General features: G+C 69.4%; 16 protein-coding genes. 15 read left to right on the top strand and 1 reads right to left on the bottom strand.

Going from position 1 to position 17,063, the window contains the following annotated elements:
- Nucleotide 1: 1 nt before the first annotated feature.
- The gene (locus HWX76_RS11765) at nucleotides 2-1,648 is read left to right on the top strand and encodes an NRAMP family divalent metal transporter (protein WP_176015836.1); all 1,647 of its coding nucleotides are present in this window, start codon (nucleotides 2-4) and stop codon (nucleotides 1,646-1,648) included.
- 122 nt (nucleotides 1,649-1,770) lie between these two features.
- Here HWX76_RS11765 and HWX76_RS11760 read toward each other — a convergent pair whose 3' ends face one another.
- A complete protein-coding gene (locus HWX76_RS11760; protein WP_050015089.1) occupies nucleotides 1,771-2,679 on the bottom strand; it encodes a LuxR family transcriptional regulator in 909 nt (302 codons plus the stop codon).
- 281 nt (nucleotides 2,680-2,960) lie between these two features.
- Between HWX76_RS11760 and HWX76_RS11755 the strand changes: the two genes are divergently transcribed.
- The 14 genes from HWX76_RS11755 (at nucleotide 2,961) to HWX76_RS11690 (ending at nucleotide 17,043) form a co-directional block, all read left to right on the top strand.
- Nucleotides 2,961-3,794, top strand: a complete 834-nt coding sequence (locus HWX76_RS11755; RefSeq protein ID WP_176015835.1) for an autoinducer binding domain-containing protein — start codon at nucleotides 2,961-2,963, stop codon at nucleotides 3,792-3,794.
- A gap of 250 nt (nucleotides 3,795-4,044) precedes the next feature.
- Nucleotides 4,045-6,261 carry a type III secretion system export apparatus subunit SctV gene (sctV, locus tag HWX76_RS11750; protein WP_176015834.1) on the top strand — a complete coding sequence of 739 codons (2,217 nt, stop codon included), beginning with the start codon at nucleotides 4,045-4,047 and terminating at the stop codon, nucleotides 6,259-6,261.
- A complete protein-coding gene (sctS, locus tag HWX76_RS11745; protein ID WP_006480854.1) occupies nucleotides 6,258-6,536 on the top strand; it encodes a type III secretion system export apparatus subunit SctS in 279 nt (92 codons plus the stop codon). Before sctV ends, sctS begins: the two co-directional genes overlap by 4 nt.
- Nucleotides 6,536-8,581, top strand: a complete 2,046-nt coding sequence (gene sctC, locus HWX76_RS11740) for a type III secretion system outer membrane ring subunit SctC (RefSeq protein ID WP_176015833.1) — start codon at nucleotides 6,536-6,538, stop codon at nucleotides 8,579-8,581. Before sctS ends, sctC begins: the two co-directional genes overlap by 1 nt.
- Nucleotides 8,562-9,920 (top strand): type III secretion system inner membrane ring subunit SctD, encoded by a 1,359-nt coding sequence (sctD, locus tag HWX76_RS11735; RefSeq protein ID WP_176015832.1) that lies wholly within the window; start codon nucleotides 8,562-8,564, stop codon nucleotides 9,918-9,920. The genes sctC and sctD overlap by 20 nt, the downstream gene beginning before the upstream one ends.
- Nucleotides 9,921-10,058: 138 nt before the next feature.
- The gene (locus HWX76_RS11730; protein WP_050015022.1) at nucleotides 10,059-10,271 is read left to right on the top strand and encodes a hypothetical protein; all 213 of its coding nucleotides are present in this window, start codon (nucleotides 10,059-10,061) and stop codon (nucleotides 10,269-10,271) included.
- Between the two features lie 124 nt (nucleotides 10,272-10,395).
- Nucleotides 10,396-10,872 carry a hypothetical protein gene (locus HWX76_RS11725; RefSeq protein WP_050015024.1) on the top strand — a complete coding sequence of 159 codons (477 nt, stop codon included), beginning with the start codon at nucleotides 10,396-10,398 and terminating at the stop codon, nucleotides 10,870-10,872.
- Nucleotides 10,873-10,925: 53 nt separating this feature from the next.
- A complete protein-coding gene (gene sctJ / locus HWX76_RS11720; RefSeq protein WP_176015831.1) occupies nucleotides 10,926-11,810 on the top strand; it encodes a type III secretion inner membrane ring lipoprotein SctJ in 885 nt (294 codons plus the stop codon).
- On the top strand, nucleotides 11,807-12,547 hold the full coding sequence (locus HWX76_RS11715; RefSeq protein WP_089489547.1) for a SctK family type III secretion system sorting platform protein: 741 nt from the start codon (nucleotides 11,807-11,809) through the stop codon (nucleotides 12,545-12,547). Before sctJ ends, HWX76_RS11715 begins: the two co-directional genes overlap by 4 nt.
- The gene (gene sctL, locus HWX76_RS11710; RefSeq protein WP_050015029.1) at nucleotides 12,529-13,158 is read left to right on the top strand and encodes a type III secretion system stator protein SctL; all 630 of its coding nucleotides are present in this window, start codon (nucleotides 12,529-12,531) and stop codon (nucleotides 13,156-13,158) included. Before HWX76_RS11715 ends, sctL begins: the two co-directional genes overlap by 19 nt.
- Nucleotides 13,155-14,531 carry a type III secretion system ATPase SctN gene (gene sctN, locus HWX76_RS11705; protein ID WP_050015031.1) on the top strand — a complete coding sequence of 459 codons (1,377 nt, stop codon included), beginning with the start codon at nucleotides 13,155-13,157 and terminating at the stop codon, nucleotides 14,529-14,531. Before sctL ends, sctN begins: the two co-directional genes overlap by 4 nt.
- Nucleotides 14,524-15,192 (top strand): hypothetical protein, encoded by a 669-nt coding sequence (locus tag HWX76_RS11700; protein ID WP_050015033.1) that lies wholly within the window; start codon nucleotides 14,524-14,526, stop codon nucleotides 15,190-15,192. The genes sctN and HWX76_RS11700 overlap by 8 nt, the downstream gene beginning before the upstream one ends.
- Nucleotides 15,186-15,995 carry a type III secretion system export apparatus subunit SctT gene (gene sctT, locus HWX76_RS11695; RefSeq protein WP_050015035.1) on the top strand — a complete coding sequence of 270 codons (810 nt, stop codon included), beginning with the start codon at nucleotides 15,186-15,188 and terminating at the stop codon, nucleotides 15,993-15,995. The genes HWX76_RS11700 and sctT overlap by 7 nt, the downstream gene beginning before the upstream one ends.
- A gap of 16 nt (nucleotides 15,996-16,011) precedes the next feature.
- Nucleotides 16,012-17,043 (top strand): EscU/YscU/HrcU family type III secretion system export apparatus switch protein, encoded by a 1,032-nt coding sequence (locus HWX76_RS11690; protein ID WP_124595235.1) that lies wholly within the window; start codon nucleotides 16,012-16,014, stop codon nucleotides 17,041-17,043.
- The last annotated feature ends 20 nt before the right edge of the window (nucleotides 17,044-17,063 follow it).

Below are 17,063 nucleotides of genomic sequence, written 5' to 3'. Positions count from 1 at the left end.
CATGTCCACGCCCTCCAACGTCTCCCCACCGATCGCGGTCGAGCGCAGCGCCGTGCTCGACGAAGCCCATCTGGGCGACATCCGCGGTGCGCTCGGCACGATCTCGCACCACGACACCGGTGCGCGCGGCACGTGGTGGGCGCGCCTGCGCACGCTGCTCGCGATCATCGGCCCGGGTCTGATCGTGATGGTCGGCGACAACGACGCCGGCGCATTCGGCACCTATACGCAGGCCGGCCAGAACTACGGCACGACGCTGCTGTGGACACTGCTGCTGCTCGTGCCCGTGCTGTACGTGAACCAGGAAATGGTGCTGCGCCTCGGCGCCGTTACGGGCGTCGGCCATGCACGGCTGATCTTCGAACGCTTCGGCAAGTTCTGGGGTGCGTTCAGCGTGATCGACCTGTTTCTGCTCAACGCGCTGACCATCGTCACCGAGTTCATCGGCATCACGTTCGTGCTGGATTTCTTCGGATTGCCGAAGGTGGCCGGCGTGTGCGTGGCCGCGGCCTTGACGATGGCGGCCGTCAGTACCGGCGACTTCCGGCGCTTCGAGCGGTTCGCGATCGGGCTGTGCGTGCTGAGCCTGCTGCTCGTGCCGGTGCTCGTGTCGATCCACCCGCCGGTCGCGCAGATGACGCGCGATTTCTTCGTGCCGAACTGGCCCGCGCACGCGAAGCTGTCGGACGTGATGCTGCTCGTGATCGGTATCGTCGGCACGACGGTCGCGCCGTGGCAATTGTTTTTCCAGCAGAGCTACGTGATCGACAAGCGCATCACGCCGCGCTTCATGAAATATGAAAAGGCCGACTTGTGGATCGGCATCGCGTTCGTGCTGGTCGGCGCGGTCGCGATGATCGGCTTCAGCTCGGCGTTGTTCGGCGGCCATCCGGAAGCCGGCAACTTCACCGACGCGGGCGGCGTCATCGCCGGCCTGGAGCGATATGCGGGCCGCACGAGCGCGACGCTGTTCGCGGTCGCATTGCTCGACGCGTGCATCATCGGCGCGGCGGCCGTGTCGCTGTCGACCGCCTACGCGATCGGCGACGTGTTCAAGATCCGCCACTCGCTGCACCGCGGCGTGACCGACGCGAAGGGCTTTTATCTCGTGTATTTCGGCATCGTCGCGGCCGCGGCCACGCTCGTGCTGATCCCGGGCAGCCCGCTCGGCCTGCTGACCGAAGCCGTGCAGACGCTCGCCGGCGTGCTGCTGCCGAGCGCGACGGTGTTTCTGCTGGTGCTGTGCAACGACCGCCAGGTGCTCGGCCCCTGGGTCAATTCGACGAAGCTCAACGTGTTCACGGGCGCGGTGATCTGGGTGCTGGTGCTGCTGTCGATCATCCTGACCGCGTCGGTGATGTATCCGGACATCAGCGGCGAAGCGATCGTCGACGTGCTGGTGGGCGGCACCGTGCTCGCGATCGCCGGCTATCTCGCGACGGTACTGATTCGCCGCAACAAGCGCGTCGTCGAGCCGGGCGTCGATCGCTCGCTGCGTGACACGTGGCGCATGCCGCCGCTCGACACGCTGGCGCCGCAGAACATGACGCTCGCGACGCGGATCTGGATGGCCGTGCTGCGCGGCTATCTGGTGATCGCGGTCGGCCTCGTGATCGTGAAGGTCGTGCAGATGACGCTGCTGAAGTAACGGCGATCGTCTGCCAGGAAGCGGCGCCAGACCCGGCGCCGCCCGTCCATGCCGGCCCGCGAGGCCGGCATGTGCGTTTACGCGGGCAATGACGCGCAACGGCGTTGCGCCGCCGCCGCGCGTCAGATCAGCTCGAGCTTCGACGTCAGATACGTGAGCTGGATCCGGTTCGCGACGCCGAAGCGCTTGCGCAGCTTGCGCAGGTGATAGTCGACGTTGTGCGCGCTGGTGTCGAGGCGCCGGCCGATCTCCTTGTCGGACGCACCTTCGGCGATGCCGAGCAGCAGCTCCTGCTCGAACGGCGTGAGCCCGTTGACCGCACGCTCGCGCGATGTCGAGATCAGTTGCGGCGACGCGAACTTGTGGACCGACAGCCCGATCGACAGCGCTTGCTCGATCGTCGCCGGCGTGATCCATTCGCGCGTGCGGCGCGGCGCGGTGAAGCTCATGAACGCGTGCAGCCGCGTGCCGGGCACGGCCATCGAATACATGATGCCGCTGCACATTCCGTCGTCCTGCATCGTCTGCAGGAAGCCGTCGAGCGCGGCCGGGCTCACGGACGGCGCGTCGTCGCGCTCGCGGTGCGCGCGGCGCAATTGCTGCAGATCCCACACGATCGGCATGTTGCACACGCGCGCGCCGAGCGTGCGCGGATCGACGTCGTGATGGCTGTGCCGCACGTAGTCGCCGCGATAGGTGGCCGGCGTGAACGCTTCGTGCAGGTAGAGACTTTCGACGCGCTCGCGCGTGAATTCGAGGGCGAAATACGCGAACGTCGAGAATCCGGTCAGGTGCAGCAGGCTCGTGACGATCCGGTTGCGCTCGGCCGTGCTCTGCGCGAGCGCGAGCGTATCGGCGACGCCGAGCTTCGGCGCGTGCGGCTGCGCGTCGTCGCCGCGCTTCACGTCGTCGCACCAGACGACCTGCACGGCGCGCTCGCGCAGCGCGTCCGCGCCGGCGTTCGACACGCGCGACGAGCGCGGCAAGCTGGTTGGGGCGACCGCTTCTTCATGCAATGCAATATCGGACATGAGCCATCCCTCGGAATCGACGCGCATCGCCTGGCGGCGGCCGTATCGTGTACGGCATTCGCGGCGGTGCGACCGAGCATCGTTGTGATTGCGCCGTCGTCATCCCTGACGAAACGCGGGGGCATTGTACAAAAATGCCGGTGTGTGGGTAATATGCCGTAATACTAATCGCGGCGAAAGTTTCATGTTCGCGTGCATATAACGACGACCAGAAAATCATAAAGAAAAGACCAGATCGTGACGGGGCGCAGTTTCACATATTGGGAAAGGGCGGGCTCCTCATGACATATGCTGACGGCGCACCACGCGTCGAGTGGTTCTCACAAGCCGATATCGCGGCCGCTGCCGCTTATTCGAACGAATATCACACCATCGAGCGTGACGTTTTTACCGGTATTCAAATAGCGCCCGGTAAAACCGACCTTGCGTCATTCGATTTCGCGCAATGCCATGCGCGATTGCGGCAAATCGGATTCAGTACGCTCGGCTACGGCGCGTACGAAATGATCGGGCGCCGCATTCTGCGCGCGCATCTGCTGCGCGATCTCGCGCCGGCGACGTTCATGCAGCCGTTCATCGAAGGGATGCTGTACGAAAGCGACCCGCGCTTCGCGCAGGTGCGGCAGAGCGGCTTCCCGGTCGCGTGGCGGCTCGACGAGATCGAGGCGGCCGGGCAGGGCAGCGGCGATCGCAAGGTGCTGGCGCTCGCCGGCCACTTGCGTGCGCATGCAATGAATAGCGGCGTGATCTTCAGTCTGTCGGCGCCGCGCCTCGACCTGCGCGTCGCGGTGAACCTGACGTCGGAAACGCACGGTACCGAATGGATCGACGATCGCGTGATCGGCGGCGCGCTGTCGGTCAGTCTTGCCGTGCACCGCGTCGCGCTGCCGTTCCTCGAGGCGCGTGTCGCGCGCATGCGCGGCTTCGCGCTCGGCGACGAGCAGCAGCAGGTGCTCGACCGGCTCGTGCACGGGCTGTCCGACCAGGAGATCGCGAGCGCGCTGCGTACGTCGCTGCACAAGGTCGGGCACCATATCCGCTCGCTGGAAAAGCAGTTCAACGTACAGAATCGCGCGCAGCTCGCGTACCTCGCCGCGCGGCGGCTGCCGTCCTGATCTGACGTCTTCGGGCACGCGCGCCGGCGGCCCCGGCGCGCGATGGAAGCGGTTCCGGCGACGCGTGCCCGAACCGGCCGCCGGGTTTCGTAGTCCGATTCGATCGTCTGACGAAAACGCGCTTTCACGCTACGAGGCGCGCTTCTTTTTCTTTCGGTTCCCGTCGCTACACTCGTCCCATTCAACGGTCCGCGCAGCACGGGGAAGGGTTGCCCGTGCCAGCCGGCGATAACGACAGGACGACGGCACGATGGCTGAACCGAAGGCGCTCCCCCGCGACTGGCAGCGGTTGTTTTCCGCCGGCCGCGGCGTGTCCGGACGGCGCCTCGGGGGCGCATCGCCGCGCGCCGACCTGTTTCTCGCGACCTTCATCGTCGCGGTCGTCGCGCTGTTCATCCTGCCGCTGCCGCAGACCGCGCTCGACGGGATGATCTCGCTGAATCTCGCGGCGAGCGTCGTGCTGCTGACGGTGTCGACCTACGTGCCGTCGGCGGTCAGCTTCTCGTCGTTCCCCGCGTTGCTGCTGTTTACGACGCTGTTCCGGCTCGCGCTGAACATCGCGTCGTGCAAGCTGATCCTGCTGCATGCGAACGCCGGCCACGTGATCGACGCGTTCGGGCGGCTGGTGGTCGGCAACAACGTGGTGGTGGGCGGTGTGGTGTTCCTCGTGATCGCGGTCGTGCAGTTCATCGTGATCGCGAAAGGGTCGGAGCGGGTGGCCGAAGTCGGCGCGCGCTTCTCGCTCGACGCGATGCCGGGCAAGCAGATGAGCATCGACGCGGACCTGCGCGCGGGCATCATCAGCGCCGACGAAGCGCGCGAGCGCCGCGAGAAGCTCGAGCAGGAATCGCAGATGCACGGCGCGATGGACGGCGCGATGAAGTTCGTGAAGGGCGACGCGATCGCGGGCCTCGTGATCGCGTTCATCAACATCGTGGCCGGCATCGCGGTCGGCACGCTGATGCACGGGATGGACATCGGCGAGGCGCTGCAACGTTACGCGATCCTGACGGTCGGCGACGGGATGGCGTCGCAGATTCCGTCGCTGCTGGTGTCGATCGCGGCCGGCATCGTGACGACGCGCGTGGCGACGCGCGATGCGCGGCAGCGCCAGCTCGGCGAACAGCTCGGCGAGCAACTGGGTGCGCACCCGCGCGCGCTGCTGATCGCGGCGTTCGTGCTGACCGGTTTTCTCGTCGTGCCCGGTTTTCCGAAATGGTCGTTCGCGCTGATCGCGCTCGGCCTCGGTGCGTTCGCGTTCTCGCAACTCAAGCGCAAGACGTCGGCGCCGAGCTTCAACCTGATTCATGTCGCGGGGCGCGTCGGCGCGGCCGACGACGGCCAGCCCGCGAAGGTGTCGCACGCGGCGGGCGTCACGTCGCTGATCGCGGTGTCGCTGTCCGACGAGCTACGCACGGGCCTGAACCTCGCGCAATTGCAGGCGGCGCTGTCGAGCGCGAAGGCGCGCGTCGACGCGGACATCGGCACGGTGTTTCCGCGCATCACGCTGAACGACGACGGGGGCGCGCCGGCCGGCACGTACCGGATCTACCTGCAGGACGTGCTCGCCGCGCACGGCGCGCTGAAGCCGGGCTGGCTGCTGTGGGACGGCGTCGCGCCGCTGCCCGAGCGCGCGGAGCGCCAGCCGGCCGAGGCGTTCGGTCCGTTCGCGACCGCGCTGTGGATCAAGCCGGACGGCGCGGCGCCGGACGGCAAGTGGCTGTCGAGCGAAAGCGCGCTGGCCGCGCACGTCGAGCAGATCGTGCGCCAGCATGCGGACGAGCTGCTCGGCATCCAGGAGACGCAGGCGCTCGTGCATCTGGTGCGCCGCGATCACCCCGAGCTCGTCGGCGAACTGACGCGGCTCGTGCCGCTGCAGCGCGTGACCGAAGTGCTGCGTCGGCTGCTCGCCGAACAGGTGCCGATCCGCAACTTGCGCGTGATCTTCGAGAGCCTGATCACGTGGGCGCCGAACGAGCCCGACGACGTGATCGCGCTGGTCGAACTCGTGCGCGTCGATCTGCGCCGGATGATCACCGACCGTCACGCGGGCACGGCGCGCCAGCTGCGGGTCGTGCTGTTCGAGCAGAACCTGCAGGAGCGGATCGAAAGCGCGGTGATGCGCACGAAGCAGGGCAATTTCCTCGCGCTGTCGAGCGCGGTCAAGCAGGACATCGGCGAGCAGGTGCGCGCGATCGTGCAGGCCGCGCAGGCGGCCGGCCCCGGCGGCCACGGTGGCCACGGCAATGCGCCGGGCGCCGCGCGGCTCGCGGTGATGGTCGCGCTCGGCGCGCGCCGCTACGTGAAGACGATCCTGCAGCCGGTGCTGCCCGAGCTCGCGGTGCTGTCGTACCAGGAAGTCGAGGAGGACGTGCAGTTGCATACGGTCGGCTGGGTGAAGAACCCGCCGGACGACGGCACGGTCGGCGCGGGCGCCGACGTGCGCGCGCCGGGAGCCATGCAATGACGAGTTCGACGATCCTCGACCTGACGCGCCAGGCGCTGATGCTCGTGCTGCTGTTGTCGCTGCCGATCGTGCTGATCGCGACCGTCACCGGCCTCGTCGTCGCGATCCTGCAGGCCGTCACGCAGGTGCAGGACGCCAACATCGGCATCGCGGTGCGGCTGATCGCCGTGATGGTCGCGCTCGTGCTGCTGTCGGGCTGGCTCGGCGGCGAAGTGCTGCGCTTCGCACAGCAGGCGCTGGAACGCATGTTCGTTTCTTCCACAGGAGTCCTTTGATGCGTCGACGCGTCGCCTCGATCCGGTTTCAACCGCGCAGCCTGCAACGGGCCGCGCTTGCCGTGTGTGCGACCGCGCTGCTCACGGCGTCGCTGTGCATGGCGCCCGCGCAGCATGCGCGCGCCGCGGACCTGCGCTGGCGCAACAAGCCGTTCACGATCGTCGCGAACGGCAAGAAGATCGGCGACTTCATCCGCGAGCTCGCGTCGTCCCAGGGCGTGACGGCGGTGGTCGACCCGAAGGTCGACGGCGTGATCAGCGGCCGCTTTTCCGGCACGCCGCAGCAGACGCTCGACACGATCTGCTCGACCTACGGGCTCACGTGGTACTACGACGGCTCGTTCCTGTACGTCGATCCGGCCGACCAGTCGCAAACGCAGATGATCCCGATCCCGCCGAACGCGTCCGGCGAAATCGGCCGCGCGCTGCAGGCGATGCAGATTCCGGACAAGCGCTACACGCTGGTGATCAACGATCGCGCGAACAGCGTGTACGTGGCCGGCCCGCGCCGCTACGTCGAGCTCGTGCGGCAGGCGATCGGCTCGGTCGGCGATCCGTCGGCGAACGGCGCGCATGCGGACATCCGCGCGTTCCGTCTGAAATACGGCTGGGCGTCGGATTTCACGATCAATCGCTCGGGCAAGGAAGTGACGGTGCCGGGCGTCGCGACGATCCTGCGCCGGCTGTTCGGCAAGACCGGCGACACGGTCGCGGCGCCGTCGAGCACGCCGCTCGGGCAGGCCGCGCGCCAGGTGAAGCTCGGCTCGGGGCTGACGATTGCGGTGCCGCGCCTCGACTTCCCCGACATCTCCGGCGGCCCGCGGCAGGGCGGCTATGGCGGTGCGGACGGCAGCATGGGCGGCGGGTTCTCGCCGTTCTCGAACAACGGCGGCGGCGACACGCTGCCGCAGATCGTCGCCGATCCCGCGATCAACGCGGTGATCGTGCGCGACCTGCCGGAGAACATGTACCGCTACCAGTCGCTGATCGGCCAGCTCGACGAGCGGCCGCGCATCGTCGAGATCAACGTGACGATCATCGACATCAACGAGGATTCGCTCGACAGCCTCGGGATCGACTGGCGCCTGCACACGACGCACGGCGACGTGCAGATCGGCAACGGCCAGAACGCGCTGAACGGCAACACGCAGTACAACGGCGCCGGCAACCCGCCGCTGACGTTCGGCATCGGCACGTCGGAAACCGGGCAGACGGGCGCCTTCATGCCGACCGGCATCGCGCTGACCGCATCGATCGGCGGGTCGCTGCGCAACTACCTGCTCACGCGCGTGAACGCGCTCGCGCAGAAAGGCCAGGCGCAACTGCGATCGAAGCCGAAGGTGCTCGCGCTCGACAACACCGAGGCGATCCTCGAGAACCTCACGCAGTTCTACGTGCAGGTGCCGGGCTATCAGGATTCGTCGCTGTACAGCGTGACGACCGGCACCAGCATCAAGGTGACGCCGATGATCGTCGACGAGGCGATCCGCAACGCGGCCGCCGTGTCCGGCAACTCGCAGAGCGTGATGATGTCGATCGACATCCAGGACGGCAACATCGTGCCGGGGCAGGCCGTGTCGAACGTGCCGGTGATCCAGCAGCGCAACATCGTCACCAAGACGATGATCGACGAAGGCAAGAGCCTGCTGATTGCCGGTTTCAACGACGACGAGGTGCGGCTGAACAAGAGCGGCGTGCCCTGGCTGTCCGACATTCCGCTGATCGGCAACCTGTTCAAGTACACCGACAAGTCGGGCAACCACATGGAGCGGTTCTACCTGCTGACGCCGCGCGTCGTGACGAATGCGTCGATGTATGCGCCGGACGGCTCGCCCGTGAACCCGGGCGTCGACGGTCCGGCGAACCCTGAAGGGCTGTCGATGTATCGGCCGCCGGACAACGACGTCGCGGTGCCGCTGACACCGACGCCGCTGCCCGGCACGAAGTTCGGTCCGCCCGCGTTGCCGCCGCCGCCTGCGGGCGCGGCGTCGCAGCCGGCGGCGACGACCGCAGGAGTGGTCACGCATGTCGACGAGCATCATTGATCCGCACGGCGACGGCGCGTTGCCCGGCGGCGCGGGAAGCGCGGGGGCCGGTTCGGCCGCGCTCGCGTCGCCGTGGAACCTGTGCTTCCTGAGCGGGCCGATGTACGGCCGCACGATGTCGCTCGCACGCGGCGCGAACTGGGTCGGCACGGCGGCCGATTGCGAAGTGATCTTGCCCGATCGCGAGATCGGCGCGAAACAGGTGTGCCTGCAGGTCGGCGCGCTCGCGGTGACCGTGCAGAACCACGGCGGCGACACCGGTGCGCCGGTGCTGTTCAACGACGAGCCGCTCGGCAGCGGCCGCCGCTCGCTGACGCCGAACGACGTCGTGACCGTCGGCTCGATCCGGCTCGGCATCGCACGGCATGCGCAGGCGAGCGTCGCGTTGCCCGACGAAACCGATATGCCGGACACCGCGCGCGAGGCCGCATGGCTCGGCTGGCTCACCGGCGGGCTGCGGCGGCTGGGCAGCCGGCGGCTCGTGATCGCGCTGGTCGCGCTGTGGGTCGGCGTGCTGCTCGGCGCACTCGGCTACGGCTTCGTCGCATGGTCGGGGCGCCTGCCGTGGCAGCACGAATCGGTGCTCGCGCGCACGCACCGGCTGCAGCAACTGCTGCACGCGTATCCGGAGCTGGCGGTCGCGCCGCGCGACGACGGCGTGATCGTGTCGGGTTACGTGAGCGACCCGGCCGCGCGCGAGCGCGTCGCGCAGATCGTCGCGGGCGTCGACAACGCGGCGCTCGGCAACATCTACGTGGTCAGCGATCTGGTCGCGACCGCGCAGACCTATTTCAGCGATACGGCGCTGACGGTCACGTATCTCGGGCGCGGCCGGATCGAGCTGACGGGCACGGCCGCGCGCGCGCAGATCGAGCCGCGCATCCGCAACTACATGAAGGATGCCCGGCCGGCGCTCGAGGTGGTCGATCACGTGCGCGACGCCGATGCGGCCGCGCCGCGCACGGCGACGACGCTCGGCGGCACGGCGGGCATTCCGGAGATCACGACCGTGTTCGCGGGCGGCGGCGACCAGCGCTACATCGAGACGGTCGACGGCAGCCGCTATTTCGAAGGCGCGCGGCTGAAGGAGGGGGCGACCGTCGTGTCGATCGGCCCGGACGAAGTGGTGTTCGAGCGCAACGGCCAGCGCATCACGATGCCGCTCGGCGGCCCGTCGGCGCATGCGCCCGAGCAGGCGCCGGCGCCGCCCGTGGCGCCGCTCGCGAGCGGGGCGGCGGCAGGCGTCGCGCAGCCGGTGCCGGGACCGACGCTGTTGCCCGATGCGCCGGCGACGCCAGCCGTCGCGGCGGCCGGCGCATCGAAAGGCGCGACGCACTAGCGTCGCGACAGGATCAGCGCAGCGCGTTTCGCGATGCGCGCATTACGCGACACGCCGCGCATGCGGCGCGTCACGTCGCCGGCGGGGCATGGGGCCGCCGCCGGAAGATGGTGTGTGGTTCACGTAAAGGAGCGAAGCATGGGTACCTCGGCAACAGGTGGTGTGACGAACACGGGCGACGTGCAGAAGCAGGCCGACGACCTGACCAAGACGCAGCTCGAACTGACCAAGATCAACTTCCAGGTTCAGCAATCGACTGCGACGTTCGAAACCAGCAACGCAGTGACCGCGCAGGAAGGGACGGCGAACGCCCAGGTTGCGCAACACCTGAGTTCCGCCGGCCGCGCGTGACGCCGGTCGCCGGCCGCGCCGCGCGACGTCGCATGCCGGGGCCGCCCGTGACGGGCGCCCGGTGTGGCGTCGATGCGTGCCGGCCGGCCCGTTCCCGGCTCTGCCGGTCAAGGAGGACACGATCATGTCGGTAACAGGCGTAGGCGCGGCGCCGCCGGGCGCGGCGGCGCTCGCGAGTGCCGCGCAGCAAACGGGCACGGCGTCCGATCCGGCGCAGGTGCGCCAGTTCGATGCGCTGATGCAGCCGGGCGCGTCGGCGGTCGCCCCGCCGTCTTCGTCGGGCGTCGCGATGGCGCGCGCGCCGGCGGATGCGGCGCCGGCCGTGCAGATGACGCCCGCGCAGGCGAACCAGTCGTCGCTCGTCGAGCGGTTGCGCACGTACGGCAACGATCTCGATTCGCGGTACGCGAACATCGACAAGCATCGCAACGAGATGCTGACGTCGATGGCGGACAGCCGCAGCGACCCGCTGATGACGATGGTGAAGGCGATGGATTTCCAGTGGACCGCAACCACCACGATTTCGGAATACCAGTTGAGCCTGTCGGTTGCGCAGGCGGCGAACGGCTTCACGCATACGGTGCTGAAGACGCAGGAGTGAAAGCGCGTGCGGGCCGGAGGATACGGCCTCATGCGCCCTGACGCGGAAAAACGATGACGACGATCGATTCGACGCCGCGCACGCATGCGTGGCGCAGCCGGGCGGCGCGCGCGCTGCTCGCGGGGCTGCTCGTGCTGTTGGCCGGGTGCCAGAAGGAGCTGTACTCGGGCCTGTCGGAGCGCGACGCGAACCAGATGATCGCGGTGCTCGGCGACGCGGGCATCAGCGCGTCGAAGGACAACGACGCGCGCGACACGTCGGACCGCAACGCGTGGCTCGTGAGCGTCGCGGACGGCGACATGCAGTCTGCGCTCACGGTGCTGCACGCGAACGGGCTGCCGAAGCCGAGCTATGCGAGCCTGGGCGAGCTGTTCCAGAAGCAGGGCCTCGTGTCGACGCCGGCCGAGGAGCGCGTGCGCTACCTGTACGGCGTGTCGCAGGACCTGTCGCGCACGCTGCAGGACATCGAGGGCGTGGTCGTCGCGCGCGTGCAGGTCGTGATTCCGGAGAACGATCCGCTCGCGGACAAGATCAAGCCGTCGTCGGCCGCGGTGTACATCCGCTATCGGCCGGGCGTCGACTTGCGCGCGATGGCGCCGATGGTCAAGGATCTCGTCGCGCACAGCATCGAAGGGCTGCAGTACGACAACGTGTCGCTGTTCCTGCAGCCGGCCGCCGCGCGCGCGACGCGCGTGGACGGAATCGGCAGCGCGGTGTCGGACATCCTGCGGCTGCGCTCGCCGCTCGGCTGGCTCGTGTTCGCGCTGATCCTGCTGACCTGCGCGGTGATCGCGCTGTCGGCCGCGCGGCGCGGGATGTTCGGCGCGCGGCTCGCGGGGCTGCTCGGCGCACCGCGCGGCGCGAACGGCGGCGGCGCGGCCCCGCAGCAGGCAGGCGGCGGGCTGCGCACGCCGGACGGCGCGCGCGACGGCGCATGAGCGATTCGCACGCGCGGCCGCCGGGCGACGCGTCTGACGCGACGCGGCTGCCATGGCTGCACCCGCTTGCGCCGCCGCCGGCCGCGCGCGCTGCCGCGTTCCATGCGCTCGTCTGCGATTTCAACCTGCGGCCCGACCGCTATCTGCACGTGACCCGCGTGCCGGCCGACTGGCCCGCGCGCTACCGTTCGCCGGACGCGTTCGGCGCGGCCGGCCGCAAGCTGCTCGCGCGGCATTTGCTCGACGCGAACGGCGTGGCCGACCGGCACGACTTCGACGTCGCGAACCCGTGCGCGCGGCTCGCGCTGCTGCCGGGCGCGGCGCTCGAGCAACTGGCCGCGTATGCGGGGCTGCTGCTGCATCGCGCGTGGCTGCGCGACGCGCTGGCCGGGCGCCGCATCCGCGCGGAAGTCGCGGCGCGGCTCGGCGGCGATGCGCTCGAGCTGGCGCTCGAACGCGCGCCGGAATTCGGCGCGCTCGCGGAAACGCTCGAACCGTGGCGCGCCGATCCCGCCGCGCTGCCGGTCGTGATCCGCGCGCGCGGCGGCCGGCTGCTCGCGGATTTCATCGGCGTGGCCGGCGATGCGGTCGCGCGGCGCGTGCGCCTGAAATTCAACCGTGCGATCGACGACGAGGCGCCGTACTGGCTGAACCGCGCGCAGCGCGATCAGTTCGGCGAACTGATGTTCCTGTTTCTGATTCCCGAGAGGCTTGCGTCATGGGACTGGCTTTTCTGATCACGAGCGACAACCTGCAGCTGCTGTCCGAGCGCAAGGTGCTCAAGGAGCGCGAATACGCGGCGCTGCTCGACGCGTCCGCGGTGATCGCGACCGCGCATGAAGAGGCGGCACGCATCGTCGCCGACGCGCAGCGCGAATTCGACAAGCGCCAAGCGGCCGGCTACGACGAAGGCATGCGCCGCGCGCAGCGCGAGCAGGCCGCGCAGGCGTACACGCAGGCGCTCGCCGCCACGCGCACGATGGAGACGATGAAGGACGCGATGGCCGATATCGTCGTGAAGGCCGTGCGCGCGATCGTCGGCGAGATGAGCACGCAGAAGCTGTACGAGGCCGCGCTCACGCGGATCGCGCCGCTCGTGCGCGACGAGGCGTTCCTGATCGTGCGTATCGCGCCCGGCCGCACCGACGAGATGCGCGATGCGCTCGACGGCGCATTCGCCGGGCAGTCGAACCGGCAGAAGATCCGCATCGTCGAGGACGCTCGACTCGAACGCCACGCGTGCACGGTCGAGACGCCGTCCGGGCGCATCGACGCGAGCCTCGACCTGCAGATCGACGCGTTGCGCCAGGCGATTCGCCGCGACGCGCTGAAGGGGGCCGCGCGATGAACGCGCCGCTCGACGATCCGCCGTCGTTCGGCGACGACGACGGCGCGCCGTTCGATCGCGGCCGCCTCGTCGGCGAACTCGACGCGGGGCTCGCGTTTTTTTCGCCGGTGTCGGTGCAGGGCCGCGTCAACCATGCGGTCGGGCAGATATTGAACGCGACGGGCATCCGCGCGCGGCTCGGCGAGATCTGCGAGCTGCGCACGCCGAACCAGCCGACGCTGCTTGCGGAGGTGGTCGGCTTCTCGCGGCAGACGACGCTGCTCACGCCGCTCGGCGACGTGGCCGGGCTGTCGCCGGAGACGACCGTCGTGCCGTCCGGGCGCGAGCATGTGTTCCCGGTGGGCGAAGGGCTGTTCGGCCGCGTGCTCGACGGGCTCGGCCGGCCGCTCGACGATCGCGGGCCGGTGACGGGCGCCGCGTGGGTATCGACGCAGCAGGACCCGCCGAATCCGCTTGCGCGCAAGCTGATCGACACGCCGTTTCCGACCGGCGTGCGCGTGATCGACGGCCTGATGACGCTCGGCGTCGGGCAGCGCGTCGGCATCTTCGCGCCGTCGGGCGTCGGCAAGAGCACGCTGCTCGGGATGATCGCGCGCGGCGCGCAGGCCGACGTGAACGTGATCGCGCTGGTCGGCGAACGCGGTCGCGAGGTGCGCGAATTCATCGAGCACAGCCTGTCGCCGGAGGTGCGCGCGCGTTCGATCGTCGTCGTGTCGACGTCGGACCGCCCCGCGATGGAGCGCGTGAAATCCGCGCTGGTCGCGACCGCGATCGCCGAGCACTTTCGCGATGCGGGCAAGCGCGTGCTGCTGCTGGTCGATTCGCTGACGCGCTTCGCCCGCGCGCAGCGCGAGGTCGGCCTCGCGAGCGGCGAGCCGCCAACGCGGCGCAGCTTTCCGCCGTCGACGTTCGCGGTGCTGCCGCGCCTGCTCGAACGCGCGGGGCAGGGTGCGCGCGGATCGATCACCGCGCTGTACACGGTGCTCGTCGAAGGCGATGAGGAATCCGACCCGATCGCCGAGGAAGTGCGCTCGATTCTCGACGGCCATATCGTGCTGTCGCGCAAGATCGCGCTCGCGAACCGCTATCCGGCGATCGACGTGCTCGCGAGCCTGTCGCGCGTGATGCCGCTTGTCGCGAGCCGCGCGCACCAGCATGCGGCCGCGCGCGTGCGCGAGCTGATCGCGAAGTACCAGGAAATCGAGCTGCTCGTGCAGATCGGCGAGTATCGCGAAGGCAGCGACCGGCTCGGCGATCTCGCGCTGCGTGCGCGCGACGCGATCGGCGCGTTCTGCGCGCAGGCGTCGGACGAGGACGTGCGCTTCGACGCGCTGCTCGCGAAACTGACGAAGCTGGCGAACGATCATGTCTGAAGCCGACGACCGTCTCGTGCTCGCGACGCTCGCCCGCCTGAAGCGCGTGCGCGAGATGCGCAGCCAGATCGCGCGCGTCGCGGCCGCGCGCCAGCAGGGCATCGCCGCGCAGAGCCGGCGCGCGCTGGCGGCCGCGCAGGCGCAGCTCGCGCAGCAGGTCGCCGCGAAGGCCGCGATCCAGACACGGCTCGCCGACGACGTGCGCGAAGCGCGCGCATTGCAGGACGCGGCGGCCGATACGCGCACGTTCGACCGGCATATCGGCACCGCGAACGCGTCGGTGAGCGAGGCCGCGCACGTGCATCGCGGCCACGAGGCGACGCTCGCCGACCTGCAGCGCGCCGCGCGCAAGGCGAAGGCCGCCGAGGACAAGCTGGACAAGGCCGGCGAGAAGGCGCTGCACGCGCGCGCCGCGCGGGTCGAGCGCGACGCCGACGAGGTCGCGGACGGCTACGCGGTGCGGCGCTTCGCGACGGGCGGCACTTGGGTGGCCGGCGCGGGCGACGCGGCCGGTCATGCGTCCACGCCGCCGGAGGCCGCCGCCGCGTTCGATGCGGCAATGACCGAAGCGGAAACCGGTGCCGACATCACGGCTGAAACCGGCCCGTCCGCCTCGCCCGACGACTCCGCCCCGCCGGCCGTCGCGGAGCGCCGATGCTAGACCAGGCCGCGGGTTTCAACGACGTCGCCGGCATGCTGCGGCCGCTGCTCTACGTGATGCCGCGCCTGCTGCCGATCATGTTCGTCGTGCCGGTGTTCAACGAGCAGATCATCACGGGCCTCGTGCGCAACGGGATCGCGGTCGTGATCGCCGCGTTCGTCGCGCCGACAATCGACGCCGCGCAGGTCGCCGCGCTGCCGTTCCTGATGTGGTGCCTGCTCGTCGCGAAGGAGGCGGTGGTCGGCATGCTGCTCGCGGGCGCGTTCAGCGCGGTGCTGTTCGCGATCCAGGGCGTCGGCTACCTGATCGACTTCCAGACCGGCAGCGGCAGCGCCGCGTTCTTCGATCCGATGGGTGAGCACGAGGGCGGCCCGACGTCCGGATTCCTGAATTTCGTCGCGATCGCGCTGTTCGTCACGGCGGGCGGCTTGCAGGTGCTCGTGCAACTGTTCGCGCAGTCGTACGCATGGTGGCCGATCGGCTCGCTCGGCCCCGATTTCTCGTCGATGCTGCAAACCTTCATCGTGCGGCAGACCGATACGATCTTCGAATGGATGGTGAAGCTCGCCGCGCCGGTCACGATCGTGCTGGTGCTCGTCGAACTCGGCATCGGCCTGGTCGGGCGCGCGGTGCCGCAGCTCAACATCTTCGTGTTCTCGCAGCCGCTGAAGAGCGCGCTCGCGCTGCTGATGATGGTCCTGTTCCTGCCGGTGGTGTACGCGTCGCTGCATTCGCTGCTGAGCCCCGACAGCGGGCTGATGGCGCTGCTGCGCGCGCTGTTCGCCGCGCACGGCGGCGGCTGAGCGCGCGGGAGCCGACATGGCCGAAAAGGACCAGAAACCGACCGCGAAGCGCCTGCGCGAGGCGCGCGAGAAGGGCGACGTACCGAAGAGCGCGGAAACGGTGTCGTCGGCGTTCTTCGTCGGCGTGTGCGTGGCGCTCGCGGTGGGCATCGGTTCGATGTTCGCGCGATTGCAGGCGCTGTTCCGGCTCGTGTTCGACGCGGTCGGCGCCGCCGATCCGTCCGCGCGGCTCGCGGTGCTGATCGACGGCGCCGCGCGCGACTGGGCCACGCAGTCCGCGCAGATCGTCGCGGCCGGGCTGCTGGCGGGGCTGCTTGCGGGCTTCGTGCAGGTGGGCGGCGTGATGGCGTGGAGCCGCCTCGTGCCGCAGTTGTCGCGGCTCAACCCGGCCGAGGGGATGAAGAACCTGTGGTCGCTGCGCAACCTGGTCAACCTCGCGAAGATGCTGCTGAAGACGGCGCTGCTCGTCGCGACGCTCGGCTGGCTGATCGTCGAGTCGCTCGATCCGTCCGTGCAGTCGGGCTTCACGCGGCCGGTCTCGATCCTCGCGCTGATCGTGAAGCTGCTGATGCTGCTGTTCGGCTGGGCCGCGCTGATCTACATCGTGATGGCGCTGATCGACATCGTGCACCAGCGGCACGAATTCAACCAGAAAATGAAAATGTCGATCGACGAAGTGCGGCGCGAGCACAAGGAGGACGAAGGCGATCCGCACATCGAGGCGAAGCGCCGCCAGCTCGCGCGCGAAGTGCAGTTCGCATCGCTGCCGGACCGGGTCGGCTATGCGTCGGTGGTCGTCTATTCGCCGCGCGTCGCGGTCGCGCTCTACTACGGCGGGATGGGCTCGCTGCCGTGGGTGCTCGCGCGCGGCGAGGGCGACGCGGCCGAGCGGATCGTGCGGCTGGCCCGCGACGCGCTGCGCCCGACGCTCGCGAACGTCGGGCTCGCGCAGGCGCTGTACGAGACGACGCCCGAGAACGGCACGATCCAGCCGCAGCACTTCCGCGAGGTCGCGCAGTTGCTGAAATGGGCGACCGGCGCCGCGTGACGCGGCGTTCCGGAGGGCGT

The organism is Burkholderia sp. BCC0398, assembly GCF_902833245.1.
Classification (GTDB): Bacteria; Pseudomonadota; Gammaproteobacteria; order Burkholderiales; family Burkholderiaceae; genus Burkholderia; species Burkholderia sola.
Note: the sequence above shows the minus strand (reverse complement) of the source record. Positions and strands in the feature narration are given on the sequence as shown.

What these genes read in the sequence shown, in the direction of transcription:
- HWX76_RS11765 (WP_176015836.1), top strand. Translation starts at nt 2, where the DNA reads ATGTCCACGCCCTCCAACGTCTCCCCACCGATCGCGGTCGAGCGCAGC.
- HWX76_RS11760 (WP_050015089.1), bottom strand. Translation starts at nt 2,679, where the DNA reads ATGTCCGATATTGCATTGCATGAAGAAGCGGTCGCCCCAACCAGCTTG.
- HWX76_RS11755 (WP_176015835.1), top strand. Translation starts at nt 2,961, where the DNA reads ATGACATATGCTGACGGCGCACCACGCGTCGAGTGGTTCTCACAAGCC.
- sctV (WP_176015834.1), top strand. Translation starts at nt 4,045, where the DNA reads ATGGCTGAACCGAAGGCGCTCCCCCGCGACTGGCAGCGGTTGTTTTCC.
- sctS (WP_006480854.1), top strand. Translation starts at nt 6,258, where the DNA reads ATGACGAGTTCGACGATCCTCGACCTGACGCGCCAGGCGCTGATGCTC.
- sctC (WP_176015833.1), top strand. Translation starts at nt 6,536, where the DNA reads ATGCGTCGACGCGTCGCCTCGATCCGGTTTCAACCGCGCAGCCTGCAA.
- sctD (WP_176015832.1), top strand. Translation starts at nt 8,562, where the DNA reads ATGTCGACGAGCATCATTGATCCGCACGGCGACGGCGCGTTGCCCGGC.
- HWX76_RS11730 (WP_050015022.1), top strand. Translation starts at nt 10,059, where the DNA reads ATGGGTACCTCGGCAACAGGTGGTGTGACGAACACGGGCGACGTGCAG.
- HWX76_RS11725 (WP_050015024.1), top strand. Translation starts at nt 10,396, where the DNA reads ATGTCGGTAACAGGCGTAGGCGCGGCGCCGCCGGGCGCGGCGGCGCTC.
- sctJ (WP_176015831.1), top strand. Translation starts at nt 10,926, where the DNA reads ATGACGACGATCGATTCGACGCCGCGCACGCATGCGTGGCGCAGCCGG.
- HWX76_RS11715 (WP_089489547.1), top strand. Translation starts at nt 11,807, where the DNA reads ATGAGCGATTCGCACGCGCGGCCGCCGGGCGACGCGTCTGACGCGACG.
- sctL (WP_050015029.1), top strand. Translation starts at nt 12,529, where the DNA reads ATGGGACTGGCTTTTCTGATCACGAGCGACAACCTGCAGCTGCTGTCC.
- sctN (WP_050015031.1), top strand. Translation starts at nt 13,155, where the DNA reads ATGAACGCGCCGCTCGACGATCCGCCGTCGTTCGGCGACGACGACGGC.
- HWX76_RS11700 (WP_050015033.1), top strand. Translation starts at nt 14,524, where the DNA reads ATGTCTGAAGCCGACGACCGTCTCGTGCTCGCGACGCTCGCCCGCCTG.
- sctT (WP_050015035.1), top strand. Translation starts at nt 15,186, where the DNA reads ATGCTAGACCAGGCCGCGGGTTTCAACGACGTCGCCGGCATGCTGCGG.
- HWX76_RS11690 (WP_124595235.1), top strand. Translation starts at nt 16,012, where the DNA reads ATGGCCGAAAAGGACCAGAAACCGACCGCGAAGCGCCTGCGCGAGGCG.